General features: G+C 74.2%; 14 protein-coding genes and 1 pseudogene. 3 read left to right on the top strand and 12 right to left on the bottom strand.

Features of this window, described 5'->3' with window-relative positions; translation table 11 throughout:
- Window positions 1–29: 29 nt before the first annotated feature.
- The 3 genes from ECOMGDLI_RS33010 to ECOMGDLI_RS33000 are packed head-to-tail and all read left to right on the top strand — an operon-like array spanning window position 30 to window position 3,609.
- Window positions 30–1,004, top strand: a complete 975-nt coding sequence (locus tag ECOMGDLI_RS33010) for a glycosyltransferase family A protein (RefSeq protein ID WP_198955404.1) — start codon at window positions 30–32, stop codon at window positions 1,002–1,004.
- A complete protein-coding gene (locus tag ECOMGDLI_RS33005; protein WP_088321048.1) occupies window positions 1,004–2,716 on the top strand; it encodes a lipopolysaccharide biosynthesis protein in 1,713 nt (570 codons plus the stop codon). Before ECOMGDLI_RS33010 ends, ECOMGDLI_RS33005 begins: the two co-directional genes overlap by 1 nt.
- The gene (locus ECOMGDLI_RS33000) at window positions 2,713–3,609 is read left to right on the top strand and encodes a sulfotransferase (protein WP_088321047.1); all 897 of its coding nucleotides are present in this window, start codon (window positions 2,713–2,715) and stop codon (window positions 3,607–3,609) included. Before ECOMGDLI_RS33005 ends, ECOMGDLI_RS33000 begins: the two co-directional genes overlap by 4 nt.
- Before the next feature lie 3 nt (window positions 3,610–3,612).
- Here the strand turns inward: ECOMGDLI_RS33000 and ECOMGDLI_RS37115 are convergent, their stop codons facing one another.
- From ECOMGDLI_RS37115 to ECOMGDLI_RS35115, 12 genes and pseudogenes are all read right to left on the bottom strand, one after another.
- Window positions 3,613–4,149 (bottom strand): glycosyl hydrolase, encoded by a 537-nt coding sequence (locus tag ECOMGDLI_RS37115; protein ID WP_369812823.1) that lies wholly within the window; start codon window positions 4,147–4,149, stop codon window positions 3,613–3,615.
- 1,043 nt (window positions 4,150–5,192) lie between these two features.
- On the bottom strand, window positions 5,193–5,780 hold the full coding sequence (locus ECOMGDLI_RS32990) for a glycosyltransferase (protein WP_198955403.1): 588 nt from the start codon (window positions 5,778–5,780) through the stop codon (window positions 5,193–5,195).
- Window positions 5,777–6,226 (bottom strand): UDP-N-acetylglucosamine--LPS N-acetylglucosamine transferase, encoded by a 450-nt coding sequence (locus ECOMGDLI_RS32985; protein ID WP_369812822.1) that lies wholly within the window; start codon window positions 6,224–6,226, stop codon window positions 5,777–5,779. Before ECOMGDLI_RS32985 ends, ECOMGDLI_RS32990 begins: the two co-directional genes overlap by 4 nt.
- 372 nt (window positions 6,227–6,598) lie before the next feature.
- On the bottom strand, window positions 6,599–7,849 hold the full coding sequence (gene cysN, locus ECOMGDLI_RS32980) for a sulfate adenylyltransferase subunit CysN (protein WP_088321065.1): 1,251 nt from the start codon (window positions 7,847–7,849) through the stop codon (window positions 6,599–6,601).
- A 17-nt stretch (window positions 7,850–7,866) separates the two neighbouring features.
- A complete protein-coding gene (gene cysD, locus ECOMGDLI_RS32975) occupies window positions 7,867–8,796 on the bottom strand; it encodes a sulfate adenylyltransferase subunit CysD (protein WP_088321044.1) in 930 nt (309 codons plus the stop codon).
- Window positions 8,793–9,575 carry a 3'(2'),5'-bisphosphate nucleotidase CysQ gene (locus tag ECOMGDLI_RS32970; protein WP_088321043.1) on the bottom strand — a complete coding sequence of 261 codons (783 nt, stop codon included), beginning with the start codon at window positions 9,573–9,575 and terminating at the stop codon, window positions 8,793–8,795. The genes cysD and ECOMGDLI_RS32970 overlap by 4 nt, the downstream gene beginning before the upstream one ends.
- A gap of 189 nt (window positions 9,576–9,764) precedes the next feature.
- Complete coding sequence (locus ECOMGDLI_RS32965; RefSeq protein WP_088321042.1) at window positions 9,765–11,189, bottom strand: sugar transferase; 1,425 nt, start codon at window positions 11,187–11,189, stop codon at window positions 9,765–9,767.
- A 354-nt stretch (window positions 11,190–11,543) separates the two neighbouring features.
- Window positions 11,544–13,145, bottom strand: coding sequence for a sugar transferase (locus ECOMGDLI_RS32960; RefSeq protein WP_198955401.1), 1,602 nt, complete (start codon window positions 13,143–13,145; stop codon window positions 11,544–11,546).
- Window positions 13,146–13,278: 133 nt separating this feature from the next.
- Window positions 13,279–14,694, bottom strand: coding sequence for a family 16 glycosylhydrolase (locus ECOMGDLI_RS32955; protein WP_088321041.1), 1,416 nt, complete (start codon window positions 14,692–14,694; stop codon window positions 13,279–13,281).
- 222 nt (window positions 14,695–14,916) lie between these two features.
- Entirely contained in the window at window positions 14,917–15,543 is a 627-nt protein-coding gene (pth, locus tag ECOMGDLI_RS32950) for an aminoacyl-tRNA hydrolase (protein WP_233153736.1), read from the bottom strand.
- Window positions 15,544–15,599: 56 nt separating this feature from the next.
- Window positions 15,600–16,220, bottom strand: a complete 621-nt coding sequence (locus ECOMGDLI_RS32945) for a 50S ribosomal protein L25/general stress protein Ctc (protein ID WP_198955400.1) — start codon at window positions 16,218–16,220, stop codon at window positions 15,600–15,602.
- Between the two features lie 199 nt (window positions 16,221–16,419).
- Window positions 16,420–16,840 (bottom strand): annotated as a pseudogene (locus tag ECOMGDLI_RS35115) (hypothetical protein); the annotation flags it as partial.

The following is a 16,840-nucleotide window of genomic DNA, read 5'->3' as shown; positions in this document are numbered from 1 at the left end:
GAACCGACCGAACCGAAGCGGAGCACCCCGTGCAGGTCACCGACACCCCGACGCAGCCGACGACGGACGACGCCACCGCGGCGTCCGGGGCGACCGCCGCCCCCGTCACCGTCGTCATCCCGACCCGCGACCGGGACCACCTGCTCGTCCGGGCCCTCGCCGGCATCGCCGCGCAGGACCACCCGGGCGCCGTCGAGATCCTCGTCGTGCGGGACGGCACCCCCGTCACCGACCTCGCGGTCGACCTGCCCGCCCGGTTCACCCTGCGGCAGATCACGAACACCCGCTCCCCCGGCCTGGCCGGCACCCGCAACACGGGCATCCTCGCCGCGACCCACGCGCTCGTCGCGTTCTGCGACGACGACGACGAGTGGCTGCCGGGCAAGCTCAGTGCCCAGGTGCCGCTGCTCGAGCGCAGCCCCGGCGCCTCGGTCGTCGCGACCGGCATCGTCGTCGTCCACGACGGCACCGAGGTCGAGCGGCCCGGGCCGCTGCACCCGGTGCACCTCGAGGACCTGCTGCTGCGCCGGATCATGGAGCTGCACCCGTCGTCGTTCCTGCTGCGCCGCGCCGACCTCGTCGGCCCCATCGGCCTCGTCGACGAGGACCTGCCGGGCGGCTACGCCGAGGACTACGACCTGCTGCTGCGCGCCGCCTCCGTCGGGCCGGTGCTCTCGGTGCCGCGACCGCTCACGAAGATCCACTGGCACGGCTCGTCGTTCTACTTCAGCCGCTGGGCGACGATCCACGAGTCCCTCGACGCGATGCTCGTCAAGCACCCGCAGTTCGCGCAGGTGCCCCGCGGGCTCGCCCGGATCAAGGGCCAGCAGGCGATCGCGCTCGCCGCGATGGGCCGCCGCCGGGAGGCGCTCTCGACCGCCGCCCAGACCGTCCGGCTCTCCCGCCGCGAGCCGCGCAGCTACCTCGCCGCGGCGGCCGCGCTGCGGCTGCTCTCGATCGACCGGCTCCAGGCGGCCCTGCACCGCCGGGGGCGTGGCCTGTAGTGAGCGCGCCCCCGCCCTCCGGTGCTGCCGACCCTGCGGCGACCAGGACGCAGGTCGCCCGTCACGGCGTCCTCGGCCTGGCCGGCGCCGTGTGCACCGGTGCGGGCGGGTTCGCCCTGACGTTCGCCGTCGGCAGGCTCCTCGACGACCGCGCGACGGGTGAGTTCTTCTCCGCCGTCGCCGCCTTCACCATCGCGACGACGGTCCTGCTGCTCGGCGCCGACACCGGGCTGGTCCGGTCGCTGTCCGGGCTGCGGGCGACCGGCGGGCAGCGGCTGCTCGGCGTCACGCTGCGGGCCGCGCTCGTGCCCGTGCTCGTGGGCTCCGTCGTCGTCGCGACGCTCGTCTGGGCCGCGGCCGGTCCGCTCGCCCGGCTGCTCGTCGACGACCCGGCGGACGCCGCACGGACCGCCTCCGCGCTGCGCCTGCTCGCGCCGTTCCTCGTGCTCTCGACGCTGTCGACGGCGCTGCTCAACGGTGCGAGCCGGGGCCTGGGCGCGATGCGCACGTATACGCTCTACCAGCAGGTCCTGCTCCCGGTGAGCCGCCCGCTGCTGCTCGTCGCCGCCGTCCTCGGCCTCGGCGCCGGGCTGCACGGGGCGCTCCTCGTGTGGGCCGCGCCGCTGCTCGTCGCCGTCGCCGTCGCCGGCCGCGACGTCCGGGCCCGGGTGCGGGCCGCCGTCCGGCGGGGGCACGAGAAGGCCGCCGACGCCGCCGCGGCCGGCGAGCCGCTGGCGGACCTGCCCGCGGACGGCGTCGCGCGCCGGTTCTGGCGGCTCACCGCCCCGCGCGGCGTGGCCGCGACGTTCGAGGTGATCGTCACGTGGGCCGACGTGCTGCTCGTCGCGGCGCTGCGCGGCCCGGTCGAGGCCGGCATCTACGCCGCAGCGAGTCGCTTCGTCACCTCGGGGACCCTTGCGATGCAGGCGATCCGGCTCTCCATCGCCCCCGCCGTCGCCGCCGCGTTCAGCCGCGGCGACCGCGCCGAGGCGCAGCAGGTGCACCGGTTCAGCACCGTCGGCGCGATCGCCTCGACGTGGCCGGTCTACCTCGGGATGGCGGTCTTCGCCCCGGCGGTCCTCTCCCTCATCGGGCCGCGCTTCGTCGCCGGTGCCGACGCGCTGACGATCCTGTCGCTCGCGATGCTCGGCGTCGTCGCGACCGGCAACGCGAACACCGTGCTCAACATGGCCGGCAAGAGCCACTGGGCCGCCGTGAACACCGGCGTCGCGGCCGCCGTCATGCTCGCCGTCGACCTCGCGCTCGTCCCCGGCCTCGGCATGGTCGGGGCCGCGCTCGGCTGGGGTGCGGCGCTGCTCACCGACGCGGCGCTGGGCACCCTCGAACTGCGCCGCGGGCTCGGCGTGCGGTCCTGGGACCGCCGCGTCGCCGAGGTGGCCGCGCTCGCCGTCCTCGCCTTCGGCGGGCCCGCGCTCGCCGTCCGCGCCGTCCTCGGGACCTCGCTCGCGGGCACCGTCGCCGGGGTCGCCGCCGCGTGCACGGTCTACGGCGGCGTGCTCTGGGTGCGGCGCCGGGCGCTCGGGCTCGACGGCTTCGTCGCCGCCCTGCGCCGCCGGCCCGGCACGGTCCAGTCCGGCCCCGCGCCGTCCGATGAACCAGATGACCGGGTGGGCTCCACCACCCGGCCGGCACCGCACCACCCGGCACCGCATGACCCGGCACCGCAGAGGAAAGAGGGATCCGCGCTGTGAACGGCCTCGAGAAGCGTGTCAAGGCGCTCGTCCCCGAGCAGGCGAAGGACCTCGGCAAGGGCGTCATCCGCGCCTACGGCCAGTCCACGGCGGCGCTGCGGCCGATGCCGGACTTCCTCGTGCTCGGCACCAAGCGCGGCGGCTCGACGTCCGCGTGGCGCTGGATCGAGCAGCACCCGCAGGTGCTGCCGATGGTCGCCCGCTGGGAGCACCACAAGAGCCCGCACTACTTCTACTGGCACTACGCGCGCGGCGAGGCCTGGTACCGCGGGCACTTCCCGACCGCGGCCGCCCGCCGGGCCGCCGAGCGCCGGCTCGGCAAGCGCGTCGTCACGGGCGAGGCCAGCCCGTACTACATGTTCAACCCCTACGTGCCGCAGCGGGTCGCGACCGACCTGCCCGACGCGCGGTTCGTCGTCCTGCTCCGCGACCCGGTCAAGCGCGCGTACTCGCACTACTGGGAGCGCGTCGACGAGGGGGTCGAGCCGCTGACCTTCGAGGAGGCGCTCGCCGCCGAGCCCGACCGGCTCGCGGGCGAGGCCGAGAAGATGGCCGCGGACCCGTACTACTACAGCCGGCCGCACGACTACCACACCTACCGCGAGCGGGGCGTCTACGCGCCGCAGCTCGAGCGCTGGTTCGACGCGGTCGGCCGTGAGCGGGTGCTCGTCGTCGTCAGCGAGGAGATGTACGCCGACCCGGTGCCCGTCATGAACACGGTCTTCGAGCACCTGGGCATCGACCCGTGGCCGGTGCCCAAGGAGGCGCACTTCAACAACCGGCCGGCGCCGAAGATCGACCCGGCGACCGCCGAGGAGCTGCGCGCCTTCTACGCGCCGCACAACGCCGCGCTCGCGACGCTGCTCGGCCGCGAGCTGCCCTGGAGCAGCTGACCGTCAGGGCCGGTCGACCGCGAGCCCGGCGGCCTTGAACTCGGCGACCATCCCGGTCCCGTTGTCGATCCGCAGCGTGCACGAGGTGTCGGAGTCCCAGCGGACGAGCGCCTTGATCCGGGTGCGCTTGCGGAGCACGTCGTCGATGTCGCGGTACCACTGCCGGGACTTCGCGTTGTCGCCGTAGTGCATCCCGTACTCCTGGACGAGCAGCGGCTTGCTCCCCAGGCCGTTCGCGGCCGACCAGTCGTAGAAGCCCTTGACCGTCTGGTCGAAGGTCTCCCAGCCGCTCTTGTGGCACGTGTTGAAGTTGTACGGGTCGTACCCGATCCAGTCGACGTACGCGTCGCCGGGGTAGAACGACTTCACGTGCGGGCCGTTGCCGTAGGCGACGTAGCCGGACGTCACCCAGGTCCACACGACGTTGTCGACGCCCTGGGCGGCGAACACCGCCCGCAGGTGCTTGTAGGCGGCCCGGTACTCGGCGGCCGTCCCGTGCTTGGCGTAGGACAGGTCCATCTCGTGGTCGAGCCCGAGCATGACCTTCTTGCCGTACGCCTTGACCCGCTGCGCGGACGGGACGACGACGCTCGCGTCGTACTTCCCCGCCGCGATGTCGGCCCAGCGGTAGTTCGCGCCCGTCGAGAAGTTCCGCGACTCCCAGTCCAGCAGGAGGATCCGGCTCGACCCGAGGTTCTTCATCGACGCGTCCGGGAACCAGCCCGGACCGTTGCGGCCGGAGAAGTCGTAGTACATGAGCACGATGTCGAAGCGCCGGCCGACGGTCGACTCCCAGGCCTTCACGGTCGTCTCGACGTTGCCGCCGCCGTAGCGCCGCGAGTAGATCCCCCAGTAGGCGCCGCAGGAGGGCACCAGGGTCCGGCTCACGGCGCAGCGGGTCGCGAACGGTGCGCCGCCGGCCCGCAGCCGCGGGGTCGGCCCCGGCGCGGCGGACGTCGTGCGCCGGGCCGTCGTGGTGGCGCCGGCCTTCGTCGCGGCAGGGGTCTTCGCGGTCTTCGCGGTGCCGGTCGCGGTCGCCGGGCCGGTCGCGGTACCGGTCGCGGTGCCCGTCGCGGTACCGGTCGCGGTGCCCGTCGGCGTGCCGGTCGCGGTGCCGGACGCCGCCGAGCCGGCGGTCGTCGCGCCGGGGACGGCCGCGGACGACGGCCCGTCGGCGGCGACGGTCGTCACGCCGTCCGAGCCGGCCGGACGGTGGGTCGCGGCGAGGACGCCCACCCCCGCCACGGCGACCGCGACGAGGGCGGCGACGGTGCGGCGACGGCGTGCGCGGGCGGCGCGCTCGCCGTCGCCGCACCGNCGACGGCGTGCGCGGGCGGCGCGCTCGCGCCGCCGGGGCCGGTGCGACGGCCCGCGCAGGGCAGCGGGCGCCCCCTCGGTGAGGTCGAGCTCGGCGTCAGGGCCGTGACCCTGTTCGCTCACGCTACGTGACCTCCCGGACCGGCGGACATGGCTGCGCGACGGCGGTGCCGCCACGACGACCAGCACGCTAACACGGCCGCACCCGCCCGGGCACGGAGCGACCGGGCGACCGAGGTCACTCTCAGTGACTCACCAGGTGGCGATCAGCGACGACGGCTCCGGCCGGCACGGGCCCGCCGGGACGACCTGGCCTCGGCGACGAGCGCCTCCGCGACCTGCCCGACCCGGTGCACGCCGGGCGGCACGGCCTGGGCCGCCGCCCTGCCCGCCACCGGGGCCGGCACCGCACGACGCTGCTCGGCAGCGGCCCTCACCGCCTCGTCGAGCGCCGCCGCCGAGGCGACGAGCGTCACGAGACCGGCATCCGCGAGCCGACCGGCGAAGAGCACCTGGTGCCCGTCGACGTGCTCGCCGTGCGCGGGGTCGCGCGGGACGACGACCGGTACGTGACCGGTACGGCGCGCCTCGGTGATCGTCGCGGGGCCGCCGTGGCTGACGACCGCGTCGCTGCCGGAGAACAGGTCCTGGAGCCGAGCGTGGTCGCAGAACGCGAACGCCTCGAGGTTCGGCGCGGCGGCGGGCGCCGCCGTCCGGCCGTGCTGGAGCGCGACGTCCCAGTCCGGGTTCGCGCGTGCCCAGTCCGCGACCCAGCCGACGAGCCGGTCGAAGGGGTGGTGGTCGGTGCCGACGCTGACGAACAGCCGCGGACGCGCGTCGCCGGTGGCGCTCACAGCACGCACCCCACGACCTCGGCGTCGCGGTAGAGGCCGCGCTGCTCCTCCCACTGGACGAGCATCCGGCTCGCGAACGGCCGGACGAGCCGACCGGTGAGGGTCGAGGTGTCGAGCCGGTCGTAGACCTCGAGGAAGATCGCCGGCACGCCGAACAGGCGGGCGAGCACGAAGAACGGCAGCGCCACCCCGGCACCGGTGCTCAGGACGACGTCCGGCCGCTCCTCGCGCATGACCCGCCACGCCAGGCCGAGGTTGCGCAGGAGGTTCGGCAGGTGCCGGGTCGTCGGGTGGTACGCCCAGGTGACGGACTCGCCGGCGAGGATCGAGACGGCGTCCGGGGTGTCGAAGCACACCCAGTGCCGGTCGTGGGCCGCGCTCCACGGGTCGAGCGCCGTGAGCTGGGCGAGATGCCCGCCGCTGGAGCCGACGAGGAGCAGCCGCAGGCGTTCTCCGCCCGGGGCGCCGGGAGTGCCGGCGCCGGCCTCGGGGTCGGCGTCGCCGGCCGCCGCGCGCTGCCCGGGGAGGGCCACGGTCCACGGGCCGCCGTGGCCCGTCGTCAGTTCGCTCGTCACAGTCCGTCCTGTCGACGCCACCCGCCCCGGGTGAACGTCACCATCCTGCCGTGTCGACCACGCAGCGTCAGGCATTTCGGGGCTGATGTCGACCGCGCTCACGGTCGGTGACGTCTCGGCGACGCCGGACGGGTCCGCCGGGCCGACAGGGTCGGGTGTCATGCCCTTCCCGTCGGCCGGCCCGCCCGCACGTTGAGGGGGCGTGCGGACGACGGCCGTCCGGGTGAGGCGATGACGGTGCGTTCAGCCCTGGTCGAGGATCATCCCCGCGGCGACCGTGGCGTTCGTCGCCTCGTCGACGAGCACGAAGCCGCCCGTCGTCCGGTTGCGGCGGTACTCGTCCGCGAACAGCGGCTGCGTCGTCCGGAGCACGACCCGGCCGATCTCGTTGAGACCGAGACCGGCGGGCCCCTCCTCGCGGTGCAGGCTGTTGACGTCGAGCCGGTAGCGCACGTCCTTGACGAGGGCGCGCGCCGTCCGGGTCGTGTGCTTGATGGTGAGCTTGGCGCCCTTGGCGAGCGGCTTGTCGGCCATCCAGCAGACCATCGCGTCGACGTCCTGCGTCGGCTTCGGCGCGTTGTGCGGGCGGCAGATCATGTCGCCGCGGGAGATGTCGATCTCGTCGGTGAGCCGCACGGTGACGGCCATCGGCGGGAACGCCTCGTCGACGGGGCCGTCCATGGTCTCGATCGCCGCGATCCGGCTCGTGAAGCCGCTCGGCAGCACCATGACCTCGTCGCCGGGCTTGAGGACGCCGCTCGCGACGGTGCCCGCGTAGCCCCGGTAGTCCGGGTGCTGCGCCGACTGCGGCCGGATGACGTACTGCACCGGGAACCGGACGTCGATGAGGTTGCGGTCGCTCGACACGTGGACGTGCTCGAGGTGGTGCAGCAACGACGGCCCGTCGTACCAGGGCATGTTCTGCGAGCGCGTGACGATGTTGTCGCCGAGCAGCGCCGAGATCGGCACGACGGTGAGGTCGGGCACGTCGAGCTTCGTCGCGAACCGGGTGAACTCGTCGGCGATCGACTCGAAGACCTCCTGCGAGTAGTCGACGAGGTCCATCTTGTTCACCGCGAGCACGAGGTGCGGCACCCGGAGCAGGGTCGCGATGAACGCGTGCCGGCGGCTCTGCTCGACGAGGCCCTTGCGGGCGTCGACGAGGACGATCGCGAGGTCCGCCGTCGAGGCACCCGTGACCATGTTCCGGGTGTACTGGATGTGCCCGGGGGTGTCGGCGATGATGAACTTGCGCCGCGGGGTCGCGAAGTAGCGGTAGGCGACGTCGATCGTGATGCCCTGCTCCCGCTCGGCCCGCAGGCCGTCGGTGAGCAGCGCGAGGTTCACGTACTCGTCGCCCTTGGCCGCGCTGGCCTTCTCGACGGCGTCCATCTGGTCCTCGAAGATCGACTTCGAGTCGTAGAGGAGACGCCCGATGAGGGTGCTCTTGCCGTCGTCCACCGAGCCCGCCGTGGCGAACCGGAGCATGTCCATGCCGGCGTGTCCCACTGTCAGAAGTACCCTTCCCGCTTGCGGTCCTCCATGGCGGCCTCCGAGAACTTGTCGTCCCCGCGGGTGGCACCGCGTTCGGTGATCCTCGTGGTCGACACCTCCTCGATGATCGCGTCGAGCGTGTCGGCCTCGCTGCGCACCGCGGCGGTCAGCGAGGCGTCCCCGACGGTGCGGTAGCGCACCTTCGCGGTGAACAGGTCCTCGCCCGCCTTCGGGCGGCAGAACTCGTTGTTGGCGTAGAGCATCCCGGCGCGGTCGAAGACCTCGCGCTCGTGCGCGAAGTAGATGCTCGGCAGGTCGATGCCCTCGCGCTGCACGTACTGCCAGATGTCGAGCTCGGTCCAGTTCGACAGCGGGAAGACCCGGATGCTCTCGCCGCTGTGGATCCGGCCGTTGTACATCGACCACAGCTCGGGGCGCTGGTTCTTCGGGTCCCACTGGCCGAACTCGTCGCGGAAGGAGAAGACGCGCTCCTTGGCGCGGGCCTTGTCCTCGTCGCGCCGGGCGCCGCCGAAGGCGGCCGTGTACCCGCCCTCCTCGAGCGCCTCGAGCAGGACCGGGGTCTGGAGCCGGTTGCGGGTGCCGTCGGGGAGCTCGTGCACGGTGCCGGCGGCGATCGCGTCGGGCACGCTCGCGACGACGAGCTGGACGCCGAGCTCGGCGACCCGGCGGTCGCGGAACTCCAGCACCTCCGGGAAGTTGTGCCCGGTGTCCACGTGGAGCATCGGGAACGGGATCCGCGCCGGCCAGAACGCCTTCTCCGCCAGGCGCAGCATGACGATCGAGTCCTTGCCGCCGGAGAAGAGCAGCACCGGCTTCTCCAGCTCGGCCGCCACCTCCCGGAAGACGTGGATCGACTCCGCCTCGAGCGTGTCGAGCTGGGAGAGCCGGTACTCGGAAGTCCGGCGCTCCGGGGACGGGTGGGTCATCGGGCTCCTCCAGCGGGCGCGCCGGCCCCGGCCGTGGTGAGGGCCGTGGTCAGCGCGAGGATCTGGGCCGCCAGCTCGGGGCGGCAGACGACGAGGTCGGGCAGACGGGGGTCGGGACGGTTGTAGACGAGCGGGGAGCCGTCGATGCGGCTCGTGTGCAGCCCGGCGGCACGGGCGACGGCGACGGGGGCGGCGGAGTCCCACTCGAACTGGCCGCCGGCGTGGACGTACGCGTCGGCCTCGCCGGTCCAGACGGCGGCGCACTTCACGCCGGCCGAGCCCATCGGCACGAGGTCCGCACCGAGCTGCGCGGCGAGCGCGGTGGCGAGCTCGGGCGGGCGGGACCGGCTCACGGCGAGCCGGACCGGCGCCCCGGCGGGCCGCGGCGGGACGACGGGGGCGTCGTCCGTGCCGTGGACGACGCCGCGCGCCGGCAGGGCGACCGCACCGGCGACGAGGTCGCCGCCGGCCCAGAGGGCGACGTGCACCGCCCAGTCGTCGCGGGGCGGCTCGGAGAACTCGCGGGTGCCGTCGAGGGGGTCGATGATCCAGACCCGGTCGGCGGCCAGCCGGGCGGAGGAGTCGGCGGCCTCCTCGGAGAGGACGGCGTCCCCGGGGGCGTGCTCGGCGAGCAGCGCCGCGAGCACCTCCTGGGCGCGGGCGTCGCCGGCGTCCTTGAGGTCGCGGCCGGCGAGGCCCTGCGTGCGGACGGTGAGGAGCGCGTCGCCCGCCGCCTGCGCCAGCAGCCGCGCGAGGCGCGCGTCGTCGTGGCCGCTCATCTCACCCTTTCGGTCCAGTGCGAGGCCGGTGCGTACCGGGCCGCTCACCCGGTGACGCTAACCCACGACAGGCGTGGGCCCGCACCATCGTCCCCCGAAGGGTCGTGGGACGTCGTGCGCGGTCGCACTGCGAGACGTCGGCGCCGCGGGCGCGGATCTTGAGCGCTCGCGGCCGACGGGCGCGGGGCGTCAGTAGGCGCCCTGCGGGCGCAGCACGGCCCGCGCGGTGCGCCAGAGGATGACGGCGTCGAGGGCGAGCGACCAGTTGTCGACGTACCGCAGGTCGAGGAGGACGGACTCCTCCCAGGACAGGTCGCTGCGGCCGCTCACCTGCCAGAGCCCGGTGACCCCCGGGCGGACCCGGAGCCGGCGGGTCGCGTCGTGGTCGTAGCGCTCGACCTCGCACGGCAGCGGCGGCCGCGGGCCGACGAGCGACATCTCGCCGCGGACGACGTTGACGAGCTGGGGCAGCTCGTCGAGGGAGAACCGCCGGATGAACGCCCCGACCCGGGTCACCCGGGGGTCGGCACGGACCTTGAAGAGCATCTCGCCGCCCTCGTTGAGGTGCGCGAGCGCAGCCTTGCGCTCCTCGGCGTCGACGACCATGGAGCGGAACTTGAACATCGTGAAGGGCCGGCCGGCCGCGCCGACCCGGGTCTGCCGGAAGAGCACAGGCCCCGGGCTGTCCAGCCGGACGGCGACCGCGACCGCGAGCATGACGGGCGCCGCGAGGACGAGCAGCGCCGTGCCGAGCACGGCGTCGACGAGCACCTTGAGCACCCGGCGGCCGCCGGCGAAGGCGGGCCGCTCGAGGTGGAGCAGCGACAGCCCGGCGACGGGCCGGATCGTCAGGCGCGGGCCGGCGACCTCGACGATGCCCGGGGAGACGACGAGCTCGACCTCGCGCTCCTCGAGGGCCCAGGCGAGCCGGCGCAGCGCGTGCCCGGACAGGTCCGGGTGCGAGACGACCGCGACGACGTGCACGCCGAGCTCGTCGACGGCCTCGAGGATCCGGCCGAGGTCGCCGACGACCGGCACGTCCGCGACGTGCGAGACGTGGACCTCGACCGCGGGCACGCACGCCCCGACGACGACGAGCCCGTGCTGCGGCTCGTTCCGCAGCTTGTCGGCGACGGCGACCGCGGCGTCGGCCCGGCCGACGACGAGGACGTGCTGCATCGCCCGGCCCTGCCGGCGCAGCCGGAAGAGCCAGCCGCGCAGCGTGTGCCGGGACAGCGTCGTGAGGGCCAGGGTCAGCGGGACGACCCCGCCGACGTACAGCCGGGAGAGGTCCGCCTGCAGCGAGAACGACGCCACGGTGAGCACCGTGAAGAGCACGAACCCGCCGGTGAGGATCCGTCGGTACTCCTCGGTCCCGGTGCCGAGGAACCGCGGCTCGTAGGCCCGGTTCCAGGCGAGGACGGCGACCCAGACGAGCGGGAGGACGGCGCACAGCGCGAGGTAGTCCAGGCCGATCCGGCCGGCGAACCTGGCGCCGGCGACGGCCGCGGAGGCCAGGAGCGCCGCCGTCGCGTCGAGCGCGAGCGCCGCGCCCCGGTAGCGGGCGACGATCCGGGACGCCTCGTCGGCACGCCCCGTCGTCCGGGCCGTCACCTCGACGAGGGTGCGGCGCCAGACAGGCTCCGTCCGTGGGTCCGTCCGTGGGTCCGTCCGTGGGTCCGCCGCCCCGCGGGCCCCGCTGCGAGCACCTTGCGATACCGATTCGGTACTGAGAGTTACATCCTGTTCGGTCTCCAACGACACGAGGTCACCCCAGCTCGTGGTCATCACTTTCGGCGACCCGCCCCGGGTCGCCTTCGCCCCTACGCCACCGAACGTAACTCCGCGCGCACACCCGCATCGTGTGATTCGCGATTCTTCCGTCGGATCCGGGTAGGCCGCCGGGCGGGGTACCCCTCCTGCGCCGATCGTCCGGGGACCGACGTCCCGAACGTCCCCGGCGAACGGTCAGTACGCGCCGGTGCCCCGGACGACGGCCCGCGCCGTCCGCCAGAGGATCGTCACGTCGAGCATGAGCGACCAGTTGTCGACGTAGCGCAGGTCGAGCAGGAGGGACTCCTCCCACGACAGGTCGCTGCGGCCGCTGACCTGCCACAGACCGGTCATCCCGGGCCGGACGCGCAGCCGGCGGGTCGCGTCGTCGGTGTAGACGGCGACCTCCTCCGGCAGCGGCGGCCGCGGCCCGACGAGCGACATGTCCCCGCGGACGACGTTGACGAGCTGGGGCAGCTCGTCGAGGGAGAACCGGCGGATGAAGGAGCCGACCTTCGTGACGCGCGGGTCCTCACGGACCTTGAAGAGGATGTCGTTGCCCTCGTTGAGGTGGGCGAGCTCCCCCTTGCGGTCCTCGGCGTCGAGGACCATCGAACGGAACTTGAGCATCGTGAAGCGCCGGCTGTTCGCGCCGATCCTGGTCTGCCGGAAGAGCACCGGGCCGGGGCTCTCCAGCCGGACCGCCGCGGCGATCGCGAGCATGACGGGCGCCGCCAGCACGAGCAGGAGCGAGCCGGCGACGGCGTCGAACGCGATCTTGGCGACCCGGCGGCCGCCGCTGATGACCGGGCGCTCGAGGTGCAGCAGCGACATCCCGGCGACGGGGCGGATCGACAGCCGCGGGCCCGCGACCTCGACGATGCCCGGGGAGACGACGAGCTCGACGTCCCGCTCCTCGAGGGCCCAGGCGAGGCGGCGCAGCGCGTGCCCGGACAGGTCCGGGTGCGAGACGACGGCGACGACGTGCACCCCGAGCTCGACGACCGCGTCGAGGATCTGGTCCGGGTCGCCGACGACCGGCACCCCGTGGACGTGCGAGAGCTGGACGCCGGCCGGCGGCACGCAGGCCCCGACGGCGACGAGCCCGTGCTGGGGCTCGTGGTCGAGCTTCTCGATGACGGCGACGGCGGCGTCGGCGCGGCCGACGACGAGGACCTTCTGCTGGCCCTGGCCGCGCAGGCGCAGCTTGAAGAGCCAGGTCCGCAGCGTGTGCCGCCCGACGAGCGAGAGCAGGACCGTGAGCGGCACCGCGGTGAGCACCCACTGCCGGGAGAGCTCCGCGCGCAGGGTGAAGGACGCGACGGCGATGACGGTGAAGAGCACGAACGCGCTGTACGCCGTCCGCCGGTACTCCTCGGTGCCCGTGCCGACGTACCGCTTCTCGTAGGCCCGCTGCAGCGCGAGGACGACGAGCCAGGCCGCCGGGAGGACGGCCGTGAGGACGACGATCCCGATCGGCCAGCGCGTGTCGAACCGGCCGATGCCGGCGATCGTCGCGGCGAGCAGGGCGCTCGCGCCGTCGATCGCCATCGCACGGCGCCGGTAGGACTCGAGGATGCCCTGGGCGTCGTCGTCGGCGATGTCGGGCCGGGGCAGCCGGGTGGTGCGGGTGGTGAGGGGCTGCGGCCGCTCGGAGATGTCGAGGTGCTCGGACAGGCTGAGCCCGTCGAGGCCGCCGCGCCCCAGCACGGCACCGAGGTCGCCACCGCCGGCGGCGATCTCCGGGTCGCCCGGCGCAGGACGCCGGAACGCCTCGGGCTCCATGCCCAAGGACACGCGCTTCACCCCATCGCTCGAACCCGACACCCGTCGACCGGCCTGGCCCGGGCCCGGTCCAGACCGACGATAGGGCTGCGCGGGGCGGCAAGTGGGGACAACGCCGGAAAAGCAGGCGGCGCGGCGGGGTGCGTCAGCGCTGGTAGACCCGCACGTGGTCGACGCGGTAGTCGGCCGGGAACGTCGTCGTCGCGTCCGGGCTGCCCGGCCACGAGCCGCCGACGGCCATGTTGAGCCGGATGACGAACGGCTTGCCGAACGCCTCGTCGAGCCACGGGGTCGTCGCCGTCGTGCGGGTGTACGTGAGCCGGTCGTCGACGTACCAGCGGATCACGCCCGGCTCCCACTCGGCCGCGTACGTGTGGAAGCCGGCGCTCGGGTCGACGTCCGTCGTCGCGGTGAGGGTCTGCCGCGGGTGGGTGCCGCTGTAGTCGTACCAGATCGTCTGGTGGATCTTGTTCCACTCGGTGCCGCCGGGGCCGCTGCCGATCGTCTCGAGGATGTCGAGCTCGCCGGTCCCGCCGCCGGCGGGCCGCATCCAGAACCCGGGCCACAGGCCCTTCGAGACCCCCTGGGCGGTCGGCAGCTGGGCCCGCATCTCGATCCGGCCGTACTGCCAGGCGGCCGTCGTCCGGAGCATCCCGGAGGTGTACGAGCGGCCCGCCGGGAACCGGGCGTCGCGGTCGCCGCAGCGGACCGGGGCGGCCTCGCGGCGGGCCCGGATCGTCAGCACACCGCCGCTGGTGAAGACGTTCTCCGGCCGGTCCATGAGGCAGGCCACCTCGGAGTTGCCGTCGCCGTACGTCGAGAGGTCGTCGACCTTCCAGCGGGTGGCGTCGACACCCGTGCCGTCGAACTCGTCGGCCCACTTCAGGGTCCAGCCCGCGCGGGTGGTGCCGGTGGGGTCGTCCGGGGTGCCCGGGTCGGTCGGCGGCGGGCCGGCGGGCGTCGCGTCCCGCAGCGTGACGTCGTCGACGAGCACCGACGCCCCGGCGGGCAGCCGCACCCCGAGGACGTTGACGTCGACCGTGGCGCCCGTCGTCCGCGCGGTGTAGACGGTCGAGACCTTGTGCCAGCCGGTGTCCGGCAGGGTCACGGAACCGACCTTCTGCCCCAGGTAGGTGCGGCCCCGGTACTCCATGAGCCGCAGCGAGACCGTCCGCCGCGGCGTCGACGAGCGCACCCACGCCGAGGCGGCGTAGACGTGCCCCGCGGTGGTCGAGCGGACCGTGTTCACCGTGTCGTTGACGACGCCGGTGCGGGCCGTCGTCGCGCTGTTGCGCAGGCGGACGGCGTACCCGCCGCCGTGCCCGCCGGCCACCCGGGCGAGGGCGAACGAGGACGACGCGAACCACCCCGACGTGCTGCGCTCCATCGTCGGGTTGACGACGAGGTTCGTCGTGGCGGCGCCCGCCTGCGGGGCCGCGACGAGCAGGCTCACGGTGCTCGCGACGGCCGCCGCGGCGGCGACGGCCGCGATCCGGTGCGGGGCGGGGCGGCGGGCCCCGGCGGGCCGTCCGCCGGCGGTGCTCCGGTCCTCGGTGCTCATGCTGCGTGCTCCCCCGGCTGCTCGACGACAGCCGGTGCATCGGCGGCGGCGGCGTCCGGCCTTGACCCGTCGGGGGCCGCGTCCCACCGATGGGTGCGCAGGACCACCCGCACGGAGCACACCGAAGGGCTCAAGGTCGGCGCGGGACGGCGGGTCGTGACGTTTCGTCAGGGTCCGCGCCCGCGCGCTGGGCCGTCCGGGGGCGTCCGGGCGTGCGGCGGGTCAGCGCCGGACGGTGTTCACGGCGCCCTGCGCCCGCTCCCAGCCCTGTCGCAGGACGTCGAGCGCGGCGTCCGCGGCGTCGCCCACGAGGAGGGCGACCTCCTCGCGCTGCGAGGCCGGGAAGTCCTTGAGGACGAAGTCGGCGGCGTCCTGCCGGCCGGGCGGGCGTCCGACGCCGACGCGGACGCGGCAGTAGTCCTTCGTGCCGAGGGACTGGCTGATGGAGCGCAGCCCGTTGTGGCCGGCCTCGCCGCCGCCGCGCTTGAGCCGGACCTCGCCGAAGGGCAGGTCGAGCTCGTCGTGGACGACGAGGACGTTGGCGGCCGGGATCTTGAAGAACTTCACGAGACCGCTCACCGGGCCGCCGGACTCGTTCATGTACGACGACGGCTTCGCCAGGACGGCGCGCGGCCCGGGGCGGCCGCCGACCGGGGGCAGCCGCACCTCGCTGACCTCGGCCCGCGAGCGGTGCGCGGAGAACCGGGCACCGAGCTCGGCCGCGACGGCGTCGAGGGCCATCGCGCCGACGTTGTGCCGGTTGCCGGCGTACTTGGGCCCGGGGTTGCCGAGGCCGACGACGAGCCAGACTGCGTCCGGGTCGCCGCCGGCCACGGCGGGGTCGTTCACGATGCTCTACCTGTGCTCGTCGGGCGGTGCCGACCGGGCCTGCCGGGCAGGGCCGGTCAGCCCTCGCTCGCCGCGGCCGAGGCCGCCGCCTGAGCCTCGGCGTCGGCCGCGTCGGAGGCCTCGTCGGCCGCGTCGGAGGACGAGCCCGGCGTCGAGATGAGGAGCACGAGCGCCTCGGGGTCGGACACGAGCGTCGCACCCTCGGGCAGCGTCACCTGGGAGGCGTTGATGTGCGTGCCCTCGTCGGCGCCGTCGATGTCGACGTCGATCGACTTCGGGATGTGCGTGGCCTCGACCTCGACGGAGATCGTCGTCATGTCCTGCGTGACGATCGTGCCGGAGACCGGCGAGCCGACGATGTGGAGCGGGACGTCGACGGTGACCTTCTCGCCGCTGCGGACGAGGATGAGGTCGACGTGCTTGATGAAGCCCTTGGTCGCGTGCCGCTGCACGTCCTTCGGCAGCGCGAGCTGCTTCTTGCCCTCGATCTCGAGCGCGAGGAGCGCGTTCGAGTTCTTCAGCGCGAGCATCGTCTCGTGGCCGGGCAGGCTCACGTGGACGGGGTCGGTGCCGTGGCCGTAGAGCACGGCGGGCACCTTGTTCTCACGGCGCAGGCGCCGCGCGGCGCCCTTGCCGAACTCGGAACGGGTCTCGGCGGAGAGCTTGACCTCGGCCACTGTGTAACTCCTCGTCGTCCGGGCTGTGTCGCCCGGTGGTCCTCGATGGCGGTGCAACGGTCTGCGGGGCCACGGCGTGGGCGCGGGCGCGACAGCGTCTGCACCGCGTCGATCACGGAGCCGCATCGCGGCCTACCCTCGCCGAGGCAACCGGGCCATGTTAGCCGCCCCGGCTCCCCGGGCTGAAATCGCCTGCGTGTCAGGGCCTGGTGAGGACCGCGCTCGCGGTGTTCGTCGGCTCGGTGTCGTCGACCCAGGCCCAGGCGGCCTTGTTCGTCGAGCGCTTCGTCATCGTGATGTCCGCGCCGAGGGCGCACAGGCCGTCGCCGGAGCGGGTCGTTCGCTGGTGGAGCCGCAGCACGCTCGCCGTCGGCGTCCCGACGACGTCGACGACGCCCGTGCAGCCGAGGGTCGAGGAGACGATCGTGCCCCGGTCGGCGCCGCGGCCGAGCCGCATCGTCACGTCGAACGAGGTGACGATGCCGCCGCGCTGGGTGGCGGTCCCGGACCAGACCCCGGCGAACGACCGCGGCACGCCGCCCTCCGCCGGCGGCGTCCCGGCGGGCGTGGACGACGGGCGGCGGGTCGCGGTCTTCGTGCGGGCGGTCCGGCGGGTCGCG

It is taken from the genome of Kineosporia sp. R_H_3 (genome assembly GCF_002198675.1).
Taxonomy (GTDB): domain Bacteria; phylum Actinomycetota; class Actinomycetes; order Actinomycetales; family Kineosporiaceae; genus R-H-3.
The sequence above is the reverse complement of the archived record's forward strand: the minus strand, read 5'-3'. Positions and strand labels throughout refer to the sequence as shown.

What these genes read in the sequence shown, in the direction of transcription:
- cysD (WP_088321044.1), bottom strand. Translation starts at nt 8,796, where the DNA reads ATGACCCACCCGTCCCCGGAGCGCCGGACTTCCGAGTACCGGCTCTCC.
- cysN (WP_088321065.1), bottom strand. Translation starts at nt 7,849, where the DNA reads ATGGACATGCTCCGGTTCGCCACGGCGGGCTCGGTGGACGACGGCAAG.
- ECOMGDLI_RS32955 (WP_088321041.1), bottom strand. Translation starts at nt 14,694, where the DNA reads ATGAGCACCGAGGACCGGAGCACCGCCGGCGGACGGCCCGCCGGGGCC.
- ECOMGDLI_RS32970 (WP_088321043.1), bottom strand. Translation starts at nt 9,575, where the DNA reads ATGAGCGGCCACGACGACGCGCGCCTCGCGCGGCTGCTGGCGCAGGCG.
- ECOMGDLI_RS37115 (WP_369812823.1), bottom strand. Translation starts at nt 4,149, where the DNA reads ATGCTCGGGCTCGACCACGAGATGGACCTGTCCTACGCCAAGCACGGG.